Origin of the sequence: Shewanella sp. OMA3-2 (genome assembly GCF_021513195.1) — a bacterium.
Classification (GTDB): Bacteria; Pseudomonadota; Gammaproteobacteria; order Enterobacterales; family Shewanellaceae; genus Shewanella.
Window position 1 is genome coordinate 616,058 of record NZ_CP090974.1, and the last position, 16,043, is coordinate 632,100.

Consider the following 16,043-nt stretch of genomic DNA (forward strand, 5'->3'; position numbering starts at 1 on the left):
GTTTTAATAAAAAACGCATCTAATATCGATGCGTTTTTTATGCGTCATGTTGTAATCTACGGGTTATGGGGCGTAGTAAGTTCCAGCATTGGGACCGACGGGAATACCTAATACAAATACCCACAGGAAGAAGAACATAGTCCAACCAATAAAGAACACAATACTGTAGGGCAGCATAGTGGCAATTAAGGTGCCGATCCCTAAATCCTTCTTGTAACGGCAAGCCACAGCTAAAATTAGACCGAAATAGCTCATCATTGGGGTGATAAGGTTAGTGACTGAATCACCAATTCGATAGGCCGCTTGAATGGTTTCTGGGGCATAACCGACCAACATCAACATGGGGACAAAAATAGGTGCCGTAACAGCCCATTGCGCAGATGCGCTGCCTAGCATTAGGTTGATAACGCCGCAAAGCATAATGAATAACACAAACACCAATGGTCCAGTTAATCCAATGGTACTTAATGCTTGCGCGCCACCAACAGCCAAGACAGCGCCTAGGTTTGTCCAATTAAAAAAGGCCACAAACTGAGCAGCGAAAAAGACTAACACGATGTACATGCCCATGGTACTCATACTGTGTGACATGGCATTGATGACATCAACATCCTTTTTCATGGACCCAACCACTTTACCGTACACTAAACCTGGAATGGCGAAGCCGATAAAAATAAAGGCAACAATTCCTTTCAAAAAAGGTGATCCAGCCACTAGGCCTGTTTCTGGGTGACGTAACGGCCCATTTTCAGGAATAATTGTCAGTGCTAATAAAGCGGAAAATGCGACCACAGCCAAGGCTGCCATTTTTAAGCCGCGCTTTTCAATGTTACTGACCTTTTCCATGGTTTGGTCATCTAAATCGCTGGCTTCGCTGGGATCATATTTACCGAGTTTAGGTTCAACAATTTTTTCAGTGACCAAGCCTCCTAGCAAGGTAATTAAAAACGTGGAGGCAAACATAAAGTACCAGTTAACTTCTGGTCCAACGGTATATTCAGGGGCGATCATTTGCGCTGCGGCTTCGGTAATGCCTGACAATAATGGGTCGACAGTACCCAGTAATAGGTTAGCACTATAGCCGCCAGACACTCCGGCAAAAGCGGCTGCTAACCCCGCTAAAGGATGGCGGCCTAATGAATGAAATATCATAGCCGCCATTGGAATTAGCACAACATAGCCTAGCTCTGCCGCGGTGTTAGATATAATGCCCGCAAACACAATTGTGTAAGTGACTAAACGTTTTGATGCTCCCATTACCAGCAAACGCATAGAGGCTGACAACAAACCCGAGCGTTCGGCAATGCCGACACCTAGCAAGGCCACTAATACAGTGCCTAATGGGGTAAAGCCAGTAAAGTTAGTGACTAAGCCTGACACTATGCGCTGTAATCCTTCAGCACTGAGCAGGCTAACAACATGAATTAAGCCATCAGGGCTTCGGCCTGAGGTGCCTTCGGGTCTAGGGTCTACGACCGATAATTCAAAGTATCCCGCAATACCGCTTATCACTACTACAGCGACACAAAATATAGCGAATAACGTTATTGGGTGGGGTAATAAGTTACCGAGTTTTTCGACTGTGTTTAAAAATCGAACAAATGCCCCTGAGGAAGTTATATCAGGGGGCGCGGCGGCTGGTTCAGGTTTTTTGGTATCTGGTTGGTTTGTTTGACTCATGTTGTTCCTTGATTTATTAGGACCTTTCCTCATCGACATGAATACATGTATGTATTTATGTGAGCATGATTGTCAGGATAATTAATATAGTTTTTCCAGCCTATTAACTTACACATGCTGAGTTAATTGAAAATTAATTTCTTTTTATGCATTAATCAGCTTTGGGTCAAAATGAATGCTTTAGCGGGTAAAAAGAGGCGTTTTACAGTGAGTTATTGTATGATATGACGGTGTTTATTACTGTGTGGGTTAAAAAGTGTTCACCAGGTTTTTTGTTTAACGCATTGTTTTAAATATATTTATGTTTTATTTTTAAGCTGTTCATTGAGTGTTGTTGTATCATTACTTATTTAGTCACTATATTGAGCCAGATGCAATAGAATTGTTTATTTTGTCAACCAAGTGTTACTGTTTACTATTGTGGTGCAATAAATATAGTTGCTACTTCACTGAGAATTAAGTGAAATATGAAGTAAATTGTGCTTATTATGCAGCATAAGAATTATAAAAATCATCATTAAGGAAAACATCATGCAAGCATTGCTGCTGAGTGTAAGCTTAGCTGTTATTCTATGCTACCTATGGTACGCCAGTTTAATCAAGAAACGTCAATCAGCGGTAGATTCACTGATTGTTTTGAATCAAAAAATTGATGCACGCTTGATTTTATTAGCCCAGCTATCTGATGTAAGCCAGCAGTATCAACCTTTGGATGTCACGCAAGCCGCTCAATGGCAACAGTTACGTGCCTTGGCCGATAAAAGCCAGTGGTCAAATGAAGTTGACGAGCATTTAATTCATGTTCTAGCTACCTGGTCAGAAATGGACATGTTACAGAAAGGATTGTTTTCAGCTTTGCATGGCGATGATCTGGATGAGCAGCAGGTGAATGAATATTTGCAATTAGAATTAGATTATCAAAATGTTGTTGAGTTTTATAATCAAACCGTAACAGAGTTGAATCAAGGTGTTGGTATGTTTCCTGGTTCTATTGTAGCCAAGTTAGCCAAGGTGTCGGTTATGCCTCAACTTACCCATACCGCAGGTTAATCGTGTTGAATTGTTGCTCGTTTTTAACCAATATATGTAAACGAGTACAGTTGAGTGTTGTATTGATAAGTTTGGGGTTTTGTTCTGGGTTACTGGCTAATCAAACTGAGGCCGCTAAAGCAGAAAAACCACTGATAAAAGCGGTATATCAAGCCAATTCTCAACCTATACCCGCTGAAAAAACCCATCTTAGTTTGTTTCCAAACCTCAATGAGCGAGCTGTGGTGCCGCTAAGAACTCCGCCAAGTGCGGATGGTAAAAATAAATCGATTACATCAACAGTGGTGCTAGACAATAGCTATCCACTTGCAAAACCAGATATCAGCAAGCCGACTAAAAAACAACTTAAAGCCAGCTATTCAGAACACGGTATTTTATCCGACCTAGGTGTGGAAAAGCGCAAAGTCTATCAATATGAAAAAGATGGTATTACCGCATTTAGTGACAAACAGCCAGATCATACTAACTACCGAGTGTTACTTTTTGAGTGCTATGCATGCCGTCCAGATTCGACCATTGATTGGTATAAAACCCCATTATTCACTCAGGATTATGCGAGTTATGTCGCCGTTGCTGCATCACGATATAAACTCGAACCTGCATTAATTAGAGCGGTTATTCATGCCGAGTCCGCTTTTAGAAGTAATGTAGTGTCTAAAGCTGGTGCTATGGGGTTAATGCAACTCATGCCAGGCACGGCTAAAGATATGCAAGTGCTAGATGCGTTTCACGCGGAGCAAAATATCAACGGGGGCAGCCGTTATTTAGCTTTGCTACTGACTCGATTTAATGGTGATATGGATCTGGCCTGTGCGGCCTATAATTCAGGTCCATCAACGGTTGCGCAATATAATGGTATACCGCCATATCCTGAAACCCAAGCATATGTTCAGCGGGTAAAAATTTTATACAGCCGCTACCGTAAAGCCAGTTGAGTTGATTGATAAAGTGCACGCTCAAATAATAAAATAGTGATTCACATCATTAATACCAAAGAGAATTCCAATAAATAACCCTGCCTGATGATACAGGCTAAAAACTAAAGGAATGTTTATGACTTTTTCACCCGTTATTGCGTCTCTATCGGTTGCCATTGCAGCCCTGTGTTTATCTTCCTTAGGTTATGCAACCGCAGCTGTGCCAACTACCGCCATTAATACTGCGCCATCCCAAGAGGATGTGCGCTTATATGACATAGCCACCGCGCCACAAGCGAGTCGGCTAGAACAAGATGTGCGTAAACTGGTGAGCTTTGGCACTCGTCATACCCTGTCTGAAACTGAATCAGACACCCAAGGTATTGGCGCGGCAAGACGTTGGATAGAGGCCGAGTTTAACCGTATATCTAAAGACTGTGGTGGCTGTTTAGAAGTGATTACTGTCAGTGAGACTGTTCAGGGTAATCGTATTGCTAAGGCTACCGATGTCGTCAATGTTATTGCTATTCAGCGCGGTAAAACTGACCCCAAGCGTGTGGTGATGATGAGCGGAGATATCGACTCTAGAGTTACCGACGTATTAGATGCTACCTCTATTTCACCTGGCGCAAACGATAATGCATCAGGCGTAGCTGGCGCAATTGAAGCTGCCCGCGTGCTGTCTAAATATCAGTTCAATGGCACCATTGTTTATGCCGCTTTGTCAGGGGAAGAGCAGGGGCTTTATGGCGGTGATATTCTTATCAATTATGCTAAAAAGCAAGACTGGCAAGTGCAAGCTGTATTGAATAACGACATGATCGGCAATATTGCTGGCATTAATGGGGTGATAAACAATTCCACAGTGCGGGTGTTTTCCGAAGGCGTTCGATTTGCTGAAACCGCCGACGAAGCCAAAGAACGTTATTTTAGCGGTGGTGAGAATGATTCTGCCTCGCGAAATTTAGCCCGTAAGATTAAAGCCTTAGTTGATCAGTATATGACTAATCTTGATGTTATGTTGGTATATAGGCTGGACCGATTTGGCCGCGGCGGACATCACTTACCCTTCAATAAAGCCGGTTTCCCCGCTGTACGAGTGATGGAAACAAATGAGCATTATGATCGCCAGCATCAAGACATTCGTACTGAAAATGGCATTAATTATGGTGATGTTATCGAAGGTGTTGATTTTGACTTTAATGCCAAGTTAACCGCACTCAATGCTATAAGTTTAGCCTCAATGGCATGGGCACCCGCGCCACCGTCAAATGTGACCATAAAAGGTCAAGTGTTACCGAGTACCACACTTAATTGGGCCAAAACAGCAGATAAAGATGTAGTTGGATACCGTGTTTACTGGCGATTAACGACTGAGCCTGAATGGACTCACAGCCGTTATGTTGGCAATGTGAATGAATTTATTCTCAACAATATGGTCATAGATAATTATCTGTTTGGTGTTGCCAGTGTGTCTGCCAATGGCAATGTAAGTCCCGTGGTGTTTCCGGGGGCGGCAGGTAGTTTTTTAAACTGAAATTTTACAACTAAGGATTAAACATGAAAAAAAGGATTTCAATTGTCAGTGTTTTGTTACCTAGCCTACTACTGACAGCGTGTACCTCTAATTCAGGAGTCAATGCGGCTTGTGATTTTGTTGATGGTGCAACAGCTAGCAAGAGTCAGACTCAGCATAAAACGTCGGGTGAGCCATATTACGAGAAAGAGGTTCCACAGGAATTTAATCCCTCAATGGGTGGTGCGACGGCAATAGTAGGATTTATTTTTCGACCATTATTTGGCGATGATGAATGCGATTAAATGCGTAAATATTGAATGCTTAGATAAAAAGCCCATTTAACGTAAATTAAATGGGCTTTTTATCTAATATCAGCGAGCTAGCAAGATTACTCTGGCACTTCTAGCTTCACTACCGTTTTACCACCGCTATGGCCTAAACGACGCTCTAAGTAATTAAGCGTTTCTTTTGCGGTGACATCTAGTTGCCAAGGAGGATTAATAATCCATAATCCTGCTGCAGTCATACCAAATTCATTACTGTCAGGTTTAATTGCTTGCTCAACTCGTAGCTGATTTTTAATGCCGCTATTTTTAAGTAAATTGAGCATGGATTCAGTTTGTTCACGCTTAACCACCGGATACCACAACATATATACCCCAGTCGAAAATCGCTTATGGGCTTTAATGATAGCTTCCGCAACATCAACGTAATCAGATTTAATCTCATAACTTGGGTCGATTAATATTACCCCACGACGCTCTGGCGGTGGCACTGCTGCGATTAAACCCTGTAAACCGTCACCTTTAAGTACCTTGACTTGCCTATCTTTAGCAAAATATTCTGCTAATAGATCGTGATCAGTACTGTGTAATTCGTGTAATAACATCCGATCTTTTTCACGTAATTCGGCATCGACAAAACTGGGTGAACCTGGGTAAACCGTTAACTGATCATATTCAGCGTTAAATACTTTAACGGCTTCGACATAATCCGCTAATGCTGCTGGTAGATTGCTGGCATCCCACAGTTTGGCCACACCGTCTAAGTATTCACCGGTTTTTTGAGCAAACTCATCGGTTAATGAATAAGCTCCCGCACCCGCATGGGTATCAATATAAGCAAAAGGTTTGTCTTTTTTCTGCATTAATTTAAGCACTTGCAGCAACATTGAATGCTTTAGTACATCGGCATAATTGCCAGCGTGATAACCGTGACGATAACTTAACATGAGATATTCCAAAAAATTGGCAGCGTGGACTGCAAGATAATCACATTATAAGTTTTATCTGGGCTAATACCAATCGGCTTAAACGCAGTAGAGGTATTCACTGCGGTAGCCTTTTGGCATAATAGGCTTATTCACCCTAAAGTAGGTAATACAGTGACCGCGATTTATTTCAATCAACAATACCCAAGCCTTGTCGATATTTGCCAGCGATGGTCACTGAATTATGAGCCAAGCGCCCCCTTTGAGCTGCGTTTCGAGCAAAATCAATTAACCCTTCACAAACGCGACGAGCCAAAGCTTGACGGTATTTTGGTCGACTTTGTTACCGGTGCCGTTGCCCACAGACGTAAGTTTGGTGGTGGCCGTGGTCAATCAATTGCCAAAGCCGTTGGTCTTAAGCAAGGTGTCACTCCAACAGTGGTAGACGGTACAGCAGGTTTAGGCCGTGATGCATTTGTGTTAGCTAGCTTAGGTTGCAAAGTCATTATGGTTGAGCGTCATCCCGTTGTTGCAGCGTTATTAGAAGACGGTTTACGCCGTGCCTATGAAGACGCTGAAATAGGCGATTGGATGACGGAGCGCATGAGCTTGTTTCATGGTTCAAGTATTACCGCATTAGCCGATGCTGCAAAAAACAGTGGCACTGAAATAGATGTTGTCTACCTTGACCCAATGTACCCACACCGTGAAAAATCAGCCCAAGTAAAAAAAGAAATGCGCGTGTTTCAAACCTTGGTCGGGGCCGATTTAGACGCCGATGGTTTGTTAGCTCCCGCAATCGCACTCGCCACAAAACGCGTAGTGGTAAAGCGTCCTGATTATGCTGAAGACCTAGACGGGGTAAAACCGAGCATGGTGATTGAAACAAAGAAAAATCGCTTTGATGTGTATGTTAATGCCGCAATGAAATAGCGGCTATTTAGGTGGTCAAAATTAGTGTACCACTACTGTCGCTGAATCCATACATTGACATAATGCACCCATAGTTTGACAAAAAATTGCTATTTGTAGTTAAATTACAAATAGTAATTTAACAACATCAGATGGTTGTCAGAATATTGAAGCATAGTCTGACAAATTCAATAAAACCACGAGCCTTAATACTATTAAAGCGCATATGGAACCTCCTTTAATTCCGTTGCTTATCCATGAAATGCCCCAAGGTTTGTTTGGAATATGGCCTGCGGTCACCAACGTCGTGGCGCTTCGCTTATAGCAAAGCATGTATCGTGAAGTTTATCTATGTAGGTTCAGCATGGCATTTACTCACCGACACGCGCAAGTACGTCCTTGTAGCTCAACCGACCCATCCCTGGGTCGGATGGTCGGCTCGCAAACTACCATAATGAACCTTTTCAGTATTTTCTTAATCTGCTGGTTTTAAAGATTGAGTAGAATAAGATTATTTTTAACACTGACTTGGTTTTGCCCCAAAGCTTGATTAGATGTATGGCCTAGGGCCACTATGAGAATGATGCTTCGCTCATAGCAAAGCATGTATAGTGAAGTTTATCTATGTAGGTTCAGCATGGCATTTACTCACCGACACGCGCAAGTACGTCCTTGTAGCTCAGCCGACCCATCCATGGGTCGGATGGTCGGCTCGCAAATCACCATAATGAACCGTTCGAGCATTTACTGAATGAACGAGTTTTAAAGAGAGAGTAACAAAAGATTATTTCAAACATGCAAACTTGTTTATGCCCCGTTGTGGGTTACGCCTTGAAGTTCGAATAAATATGTTCAGGTAATTTGGATATAAAAATCTAATGAATGGCAAAAAGCAAGATCTAACCCTATTGGCGATAGAATATTTAGCCGTATTAACCATATACATACTCTCCAACTAAGTCTTAGCGCATGGTTATGTTGATATAGACTCACGACAACAAGTTTGAAAAAAGAAATGGTGCAGAATTTCCTGGGTTGTGGCTAGTTACTTCTCTTATCGCCACACACTCACTACACAATTCAATCTTACCCAACCAAAGCCATTTATTATCAATGGTTTATAATTTAATCTTGTCTCAAAGTTCCCTCACATTTTTCCGTTATCCTAATAACAATTAAAAAATTGGGAAAACTTGCACATGAAAAATATCAAACGTTTAGTGACGATCACTTTACTTGTTGTCGCTACCGGTGCCGTCGCCGCTTATTTTTATACGAAGAACGACGCCTCAACCGTGGCGTATTCTACGGAGCCTGTTCGCATCGGGAATATTGAAGATGTGGTGCTAACTAACGGTGTGTTATATCCGTCCAAAATGGTGAATATTGGGGCCCAAGTATCCGGTAAGTTAGAGTCGATAGCCGTTTCGCTTGGCGACAGGCTTGAAGCGGGGGCACTCATTGCGCAAATTGACAACCTTTCTCAAGAAAACGCATTAAAAGAAGCTCAAGCATCATTGACCAGTATTAACGCTCAATATAAAGCGAAAGTAGCGCAAATTCATCAATCAGAAGTCTCTTTCGAAAGGCAGAAGGTGATGCTTGAAAAAAATGTCACCTCACAGTCTTTGTATGACGCTGCGGAAGCGGAACTTATTGTTTATAAATCGGAATTAGACCAACTGGTTGCTGAAAAAGAGAAAGCGTTGATCAATGTTGATGATGCCCAGTTGAACTTAGGCTACACGACGATTGAGTCACCCATTCATGGCACTGTTGTTTATCTCTCTGTCGAAGAGGGGCAAACCGTGAATACAAACCAGTCTACACCTTCTATTGTGGAAGTGGCTCAACTCGATGTTATGACGGTCAAGGCGCAAGTATCTGAAGCCGACATTATTCACGTTACGACAGGACAAAAAGTATATTTTTCGATTTTAGGCGCCCCACAACACTATTTTCATGGTGAACTAAGAACAATAGAGCCAGGGCCAACCCTTCTTACCGGTGATGATAGCAGGATTAACATTGGTGATGATGATGCCATTTACTACAATGCGGTATTTGATGTCGACAACACGAAAGGTTTGCTTCGTTTCGGTATGACAGCGCAAGTGTCGATTGTTTTAGATTCAGCGCAAGATGCATTACTGGTTCCATCCCAAATTCTCACTCGCAAGTTGCCGGGCGATAATCGCTATCGTATCCCTGTATTGGTTGATGGGGCGTTGGAAATGCGAGAAGTTGAGATTGGTATCGACAATAAGGTGTATGCGCAAGTGCTGAGTGGGTTAGAGCAAGGCGATCGAGTCGTTATGGGTCAGGCGAACACCAAATCGGCATCAAGTTTTAATATGTCATCCACATTAGGACAAGAAAAAGGCGGGCGAGGCAATGGTGGCCCGGGTAAAGGCGGGAGATCTTAACCATGAGTGACGTATTATTAGAAGTCTCAGGTCTTAGTCGTCGTTTTCCTGCTGGTGATGAGGAATTAACGGTATTGAACAACGTCAATCTGACTATTCGTCGCGGCGAAATGATTGCGATTATGGGGGCATCCGGTTCGGGTAAATCAACCCTAATGAATATTTTAGGTTGCTTAGATACACCCAGTGAAGGGGCGTATCTGGTCAATGGTCAAGATACCTCCACAATGAATCCAGACCAACTAGCAGAGTTACGACGTGACTATTTTGGTTTCATATTTCAGCGTTATCACTTGTTGGATGATCTAACCGCTATCGGAAACGTTGAAATTCCGGCGCTCTACTCGGCAGAAAATAAATTATCGCGTCAGGCACGCGCAGAGAAGTTGTTAAACAGATTGGGATTAGCCGATCGTATGAGTCACAAGCCTAGCCAATTAAGTGGTGGACAGCAACAACGGGTCAGTGTCGCTCGCGCTTTAATTAATGGTGGTACGGTGATCCTTGCCGATGAACCGACCGGTGCACTTGATAGTCATAGCGGTAAAGAAATGATGCAGCTACTTCGAGAGTTGCATCAGCAAGGGCACACTATTGTACTGGTCACTCATGACCCTAAAATTGCCGCATCAGCAGAGCGTGTTATTGAAATATCTGATGGTGAAATCGTTAGTGATATCACTAACGATAACGCCTCAAATAAACATTCAGTAATAGCTAATTCGGAAATAGCTAATTCGGAAATAGATACTTCATCGACAAGTGTTGCAGAACAAAAAAAAGCGAATACATTCACATCAAGGCCATTTTCCGCACAGTGGTTCAGCTTTGTTGAAGCGTTCAAAATGTCACTATCGGCGATGGGCAGTCACCGCCTAAGAACGTTTTTAACGATGCTGGGGATCATCATCGGTATTGCCTCGGTGGTATCCGTAGTGGCGATTGGTAATGGTTCTCAGGCACAAGTGTTGTCACAAATGGCTTCGATGGGGACCAATACCATTGAAATTAAACCCGGATCTGGTTTAGGTGATAGACGTGCGGGACGAATAAGAACGCTAACCGCAAGTGATGTAAATGCCTTAACGAATCTATCATTTGTTGATAGTGTGACGCCAACCGTACGTGCTAATGTCACTGTACGCTATGCTAGTGAGGTCGTCACCGCAGAGGTGCTAGGCGTTGGTCCTGACCATTTTCGCGTGCAAGGTTTAGAGTTAGCACAAGGGCAATTGTTTGATGATAAAAGTGTCGCTTCATTGGATCAAGTCGCAGTCATTGACAATAACACCTTAAACGATCTCTTTCCTGATGGTGATGCACTTGGGCAGGTGATCTTTTTGGGCCAGTTGCCAGTGCGCATTATCGGAGTCACTGCAGCAAGTAAAATGGCAGCTGGTAATAGCGATGCTCTGAATGTATGGCTGCCTTATAGTACGGTAAACTCTCGTATCTTCAGCCAAAATTACGTCAATGATATTACAGTTAGGGTGAGTGATGACGTATCGAGTGTCGCCGCAGAGCAAGCGATCATTAACTTAATAAAAATGCGTCATGGCGTAGAAGACTTCTTTACTGTTAATACGGATACGGTAAGGGAAAACATTGAACAAACCTCATCAACGATGACGTTACTTATCTCGGCCATTGCCTTTATTTCATTGGTGGTTGGTGGTATCGGTGTGATGAATATCATGTTGGTGTCGGTCACCGAGCGCACACGAGAGATTGGTATCCGAATGGCCGTAGGGGCAAGACAAGCGGATATTATGAGACAGTTTTTAATCGAGGCGGTTCTGGTGTGTCTATGTGGCGGTGCTTTGGGTATTGGCTTAGCTTACCTTGTGGGCTTGGTTATCTCATCAATGAGCAGTGGATTGAGTCTGATTTATTCGACCAACTCAATTATTGCCGCCTTTATGTGCTCAACACTGATTGGGGTTCTGTTTGGTTTCTTACCGGCCAGAAATGCAGCAAGATTAAACCCTGTAGATGCGCTATCTAAAGGATAAGGAAACAGACGTTGAAAGTGAATTTCAAGCTGAAGATCATTCATAAGTTCTTTCTAGCGTTTTGTATTACAAGCTTTTTGGCTGTGTGCATTATGCTCGCTCTGATCATGCAAAACCTGTCAACAGGTTTTCATGATTTCATTAAAGATGCGGAATCGAGCTATGTCGAACAAGTCAGCCAGAAATTAGGCGAGTTTTATCAAGAAAATGGGTCGTGGCAATCGTTAAAAGACGATGAAAGCAATTGGCGACGCCTCGTTGGCACGAGAAGATCGGGTGATGATCATACGTCGCTATCTGTACCTACAGATACAACAGGTATAAGCCAGTTATTGCAAACACAGCGAAGGCTCAGTTTGTATGATGTGAATAAAACGGTCGTGGTTGGCCGTTCTCAAATTGATGAAAGCCTGTTAACTCAAACCATAGAGTACGAGGGTAGCGTGATTGGTTGGTTAAGTTATGTGCCATCACAACTGGCCGAACAAAGCCCTGCGAATATATTTTTGGCTGAGCAATATCAAAGTTATGTCTCTATTACGCTCGCCGTCATTGTCCTTGCGTTTGTCACTGCCTGGTTTTTCTCACGTCACTTGGTTGCGCCCATATTTAGGGTCAATCAAGGTACGACTCAATTAATTCAGGGTAACCTTGCTACAAGAGTGGTTAGTAATAGCAACGATGAGTTAGGTGTCCTAACGGACAATATAAATATTCTGGCTCAGACGTTGGAGAAGAACAAAACGGAACGTTCTAAATGGATGTCAGATGTTGCACACGAACTGAAAACCCCCTAACGGTTGTTCGAGGGCAACTCAATGCGATTCAAGACGGAATTTTTAAAGCAGATGAAAAGCGTTTACAGGTGATGATTGACCAAATAGATGGAATGAGTCATTTGGTGGGTGACATTTATCAATTGTCTATTACCGACATTGGTGGATTGTCATACAAAAAAACATTATTTAATCTCGTTGAACTCCTCAAAGATATCTTACTTGGCTTTAAGGTGAAAACCGATGAGTTTGGGTTGGCATTACATTGTGAAGCGTTGTATTTGAAAGAGAATGCTGAGTGCTTCGTCATCGCAGATAGAGATCGTTTGACGCAGTTGTTTATCAATATAATGGAAAATAGTTGCCGTTATACCGACGCACGGGGAGGTATTACTTTATCATTTCGCAAAGATAAAAATAATGTTGAGGTGATTATCGAAGATACATCGCCATCGATACCAGAAGGCGCTTTCACTCAAGTATTTGAACGCTTTTATCGAGTAGAACAATCTCGCAGCCGAGAGCATGGCGGCTCCGGTATTGGTTTGGCATTGTGTCAGCAAATTATCGAGGCACATCAAGGCACTATTTGCGCTAAAAAGTCAGATATGGGCGGTGTTAAAATGATGATAACCCTACCGATCCATCGCCATACTAGCTAACAATAAGACTTCGATAGAGGAAGAAGAGAATGAAGACGCATATTTTGATTGTGGAAGACGAAGAATACATTGCCGAAGTCTTGATTGCGTATTGCCAAAATAGCGGTTTTGAAGTGACCCATCTTGCGTCGGGTGCAGAAGTCGTGGCGACGGTGAAGTCGCAGACGTTTGACTTAATGCTGCTTGATTTAATGTTGCCAGATATGGACGGTATCGAGATATGCAAACAGGTACGCCAGTTCTCTCAGTTGCCCATTATTATGGTGACCGCAAAAAGTGAAGAGATCGACCGATTGATTGGTTTAGAGCTCGGAGCCGATGATTATATTTGCAAGCCGTTTAGCCCTAGAGAGGTGATTGCGAGGGTCAAAACGGTACTGCGCCGAACTTTGGCGATTCAACCGAATCCTGCCATACATAGCCCTGAGTTAGTTTTAGGACAATTTGTATTGAAGCCTGACGAGTATGAGGCTCGATTTAGCGGCTGCTTTCTCGACTTAACGCCCAAAGAGTTTATGTTACTTCGTCTATTGGTTGAGCATCCAGGGCGAGTGTATAGTCGTGATGATATTCTCAATGCGCTTTACAGTGATCTTGCGGATGTATCAGACAGAAATATTGATACCCACATTAAGAATATCCGCAAAAAAATACATGCCGTTGCACCAACAGCTAACCCTATCCGTTCGGTTTATGGGGTGGGCTACAAATTGTTGCATGAAACACTTAAATAATTTGTGTATAGCCAGTTAGCGAGATGACGATTGGGTGTACAGTGGATGATCAAAACTGGCCACTCGAGCAGAAGTTTTGCCATACCCTTGATAATTCGCCAGAAGCTAAATTAGCAAATTCACTGACACAAAAATGTCCAGAAATGAGCTAATTTTTTTATGTTTATCGTTTTCCACAGCCATCAATAAAGCTAAATCGAAGAAACAAAAATTCGGGTGCAGATGAGCCAGCGAGTATCCAAAACAGGGATGTTTTGGTTAAGCCCACATGGACGTGCTTGCAGCGTCTCGCGGGATCATTTGCACTTGAAGTCACCTTCCTACCAAATTTTGTCCAAAAGATAACTTCTCATCCACGGTTACATTTCCTCGCTTATCTTGAAGGCAGGCATTTTCGCTACGCTCAAGTAAGACGCTGACGACTAAGTCTGCGGTATTTTTTGGTTTTTAGGTTTGTGCTTGGTTGAAAGTTAATATCTAAACTTGTATTGGCAATTAGCGGCCAATCGTTATTTTCTGATTAACGGTGTTAATCCTTATGCCGCCATTCATTCAAGATGCTTAGTAAGAGGAACAGTGATATTGTGATGCTTTGTACTTGGCGACATCTTATTCATTATGATTAAATATTTTATGGACTATCTGCGCATTATTTTATTTGTGTGTGGGGTGTTAATCGGTATTCAGGTGCCGGGTTTTGTTGATCAATACGGTCAACGGCTCGAGGCGCATCAATTGGAAGCGAAACTGAGCTTAGCTGAGTTTCAGCGCGATGCAGATCGTTTTTTTGCAGGAGATATTAGCCGGTTAATTAGACATTATCGGCAAAATAATGATCCGATAGTGAATGCCGGCGGTGAAAGTATTGAATCTATTTATCAACGTTATGTGTTGCTTACCGATGCGCTTACTCAGTTCCGTCAACACAGTTACAGCCCTTATCAGCAAATTATTCTGGCACCGCAACAGGACATTCAAGTTGAGGTATGGAAAAATTATTCCCATGTCATCTTGTTAAAGCCAGAGGCTATTGCCATTGGGATGTTGCTGGGGCTGTTGTTTGCCGTGTTGTGTGAATCGATATTATCGATATTATATTTGGGTTGCCGTAAGGTATTTGTGTCAAATTAGTACATCTGAACAGGTTATGTATTGCTTAGCCTGTTCGTTAATGTCAAACAATGGGTAAGCATGTGGAATTTAGTCGATTGAGACTCAGGCTAATCGGCACACTTAATTAATTGGGTGATTATTACGGGAGTCGCGTGTTTAAAATGCCATTGAGTGATGATGTTATTTGAAACAGTTAATAAATCATATTGAGCTATTGAATGTGTTTTAGCTGTTTCATCTAAATATTCAGCATTGGCTAAAAATAGCACCATAAGCTCATCATGACACTCAGTCTGAATATCAGGCAGATTGCCTGTGGTTAATAGATGTTGGGTGACAGTAGCCCGATACACCCCTCGACGTACCATGACATTAAAATCTAACACCTGTGAGTCCATTAGCTCACTATCAATAGACCATTCGCCTTTAAATGCATAAGGCGCAGTGGTTTGAGTTAACTCTACTGCAGGGTGATTAGCGGTATTAGACGTGGAATTCTCTGTAAAGGTTAGCCTCAGCCCATTACCTTCAAGCACTGCTAAATAACGGTCAACGCCATTAAATATTGAAAAAGGTCCAGAAGTTTGCACCTTTGCCATGCTGATCCGTACATCAAAGTTATCTAGGTTAGCACCAAGGGGAAATATATAGCGCTGAAAGGTACTGCCTAAGCCATTTTTCCAGGGAGTGGCTTGGCATTGGTCGAATTTGAATAACATTTTTGTGCGCTTATATGACTTTGATGATTTTTAAAAATAAGCGTAAAGCTTTGCGAGTACAAGTGGCTATTGAAATATAAGTATTCAGAGTTATGATCAACAGACCAATACAGGTGCTAGTGGTGCATGACAACCGTGGTCTTAACCCATATATAAAAAATGTGGCTAGACGTTTAGCCAAAGCCTAGTTTTAGCTATCGTTTTAATACATAAAAAAGAGGCTCACATAATGTGAGCCTCTTTTTTATTGAGATATTCATAGCTGGTTAACTCGTAAATGCTTTAACGGCTTTCACGGGCTAAAAGCTAATGA

14 protein-coding genes are annotated in these 16,043 nt (G+C 42.4%); 11 read left to right on the plus strand and 3 right to left on the minus strand.

From position 1 onward, the window contains the following. Nucleotides 1–63: 63 nt before the first annotated feature. Entirely contained in the window at nt 64–1,680 is a 1,617-nt protein-coding gene (locus L0B17_RS02810; protein ID WP_235087428.1) for an AbgT family transporter, read from the minus strand. 531 nt (nt 1,681–2,211) lie between these two features. Here L0B17_RS02810 and L0B17_RS02815 point away from each other — a divergent pair. The 4 genes from L0B17_RS02815 (at nt 2,212) to L0B17_RS02830 (ending at nt 5,468) form a co-directional block, all read left to right on the plus strand. Beyond that, entirely contained in the window at nt 2,212–2,730 is a 519-nt protein-coding gene (locus tag L0B17_RS02815; RefSeq protein WP_235087430.1) for a LemA family protein, read from the plus strand. Nucleotides 2,731–3,011: 281 nt separating this feature from the next. Further along, nucleotides 3,012–3,665, plus strand: a complete 654-nt coding sequence (locus tag L0B17_RS02820; RefSeq protein WP_235089515.1) for a lytic transglycosylase domain-containing protein — start codon at nt 3,012–3,014, stop codon at nt 3,663–3,665. A gap of 118 nt (nt 3,666–3,783) precedes the next feature. Beyond that, nucleotides 3,784–5,184 carry a M28 family peptidase gene (locus tag L0B17_RS02825; RefSeq protein ID WP_235087432.1) on the plus strand — a complete coding sequence of 467 codons (1,401 nt, stop codon included), beginning with the start codon at nt 3,784–3,786 and terminating at the stop codon, nt 5,182–5,184. A 23-nt stretch (nt 5,185–5,207) separates the two neighbouring features. Next, a complete protein-coding gene (locus tag L0B17_RS02830) occupies nt 5,208–5,468 on the plus strand; it encodes a hypothetical protein (RefSeq protein WP_235087433.1) in 261 nt (86 codons plus the stop codon). 86 nt (nt 5,469–5,554) lie between these two features. On the opposite strand, the gene L0B17_RS02835 is transcribed toward L0B17_RS02830, so the two are convergent. Continuing rightward, nucleotides 5,555–6,397, minus strand: coding sequence for a 23S rRNA (adenine(2030)-N(6))-methyltransferase RlmJ (locus tag L0B17_RS02835; protein ID WP_235087435.1), 843 nt, complete (start codon nt 6,395–6,397; stop codon nt 5,555–5,557). A 153-nt stretch (nt 6,398–6,550) separates the two neighbouring features. On the opposite strand from L0B17_RS02835, the gene L0B17_RS02840 reads away from it, so the two are divergent. The 7 genes from L0B17_RS02840 to L0B17_RS02870 all read left to right on the plus strand — a co-directional run bounded on the left by L0B17_RS02840 (nt 6,551) and on the right by L0B17_RS02870 (nt 15,029). After that, nucleotides 6,551–7,309 (plus strand): class I SAM-dependent methyltransferase, encoded by a 759-nt coding sequence (locus tag L0B17_RS02840; RefSeq protein WP_235087436.1) that lies wholly within the window; start codon nt 6,551–6,553, stop codon nt 7,307–7,309. Nucleotides 7,310–8,487: 1,178 nt separating this feature from the next. Next, nucleotides 8,488–9,714 (plus strand): efflux RND transporter periplasmic adaptor subunit, encoded by a 1,227-nt coding sequence (locus L0B17_RS02845; RefSeq protein WP_443019920.1) that lies wholly within the window; start codon nt 8,488–8,490, stop codon nt 9,712–9,714. Between the two features lie 2 nt (nt 9,715–9,716). After that, nucleotides 9,717–11,726 carry a MacB family efflux pump subunit gene (locus L0B17_RS02850; RefSeq protein ID WP_235087439.1) on the plus strand — a complete coding sequence of 670 codons (2,010 nt, stop codon included), beginning with the start codon at nt 9,717–9,719 and terminating at the stop codon, nt 11,724–11,726. A 17-nt stretch (nt 11,727–11,743) separates the two neighbouring features. Continuing rightward, nucleotides 11,744–12,523 (plus strand): HAMP domain-containing protein, encoded by a 780-nt coding sequence (locus tag L0B17_RS02855; RefSeq protein WP_235089517.1) that lies wholly within the window; start codon nt 11,744–11,746, stop codon nt 12,521–12,523. Next, a complete protein-coding gene (locus L0B17_RS02860) occupies nt 12,484–13,164 on the plus strand; it encodes an ATP-binding protein (protein ID WP_235087441.1) in 681 nt (226 codons plus the stop codon). The genes L0B17_RS02855 and L0B17_RS02860 overlap by 40 nt, the downstream gene beginning before the upstream one ends. A 29-nt stretch (nt 13,165–13,193) precedes the next feature. Further along, nucleotides 13,194–13,898: a response regulator gene (locus L0B17_RS02865; protein WP_235087442.1), complete on the plus strand. Its 705-nt coding sequence runs from the start codon at nt 13,194–13,196 to the stop codon at nt 13,896–13,898. 618 nt (nt 13,899–14,516) lie between these two features. Then, nucleotides 14,517–15,029: a DUF2937 family protein gene (locus L0B17_RS02870; protein WP_235087444.1), complete on the plus strand. Its 513-nt coding sequence runs from the start codon at nt 14,517–14,519 to the stop codon at nt 15,027–15,029. A gap of 89 nt (nt 15,030–15,118) precedes the next feature. On the opposite strand, the gene L0B17_RS02875 is transcribed toward L0B17_RS02870, so the two are convergent. Continuing rightward, nucleotides 15,119–15,730: a HutD/Ves family protein gene (locus L0B17_RS02875; protein ID WP_235087446.1), complete on the minus strand. Its 612-nt coding sequence runs from the start codon at nt 15,728–15,730 to the stop codon at nt 15,119–15,121. Between the last annotated feature and the right edge of the window lie 313 nt (nt 15,731–16,043).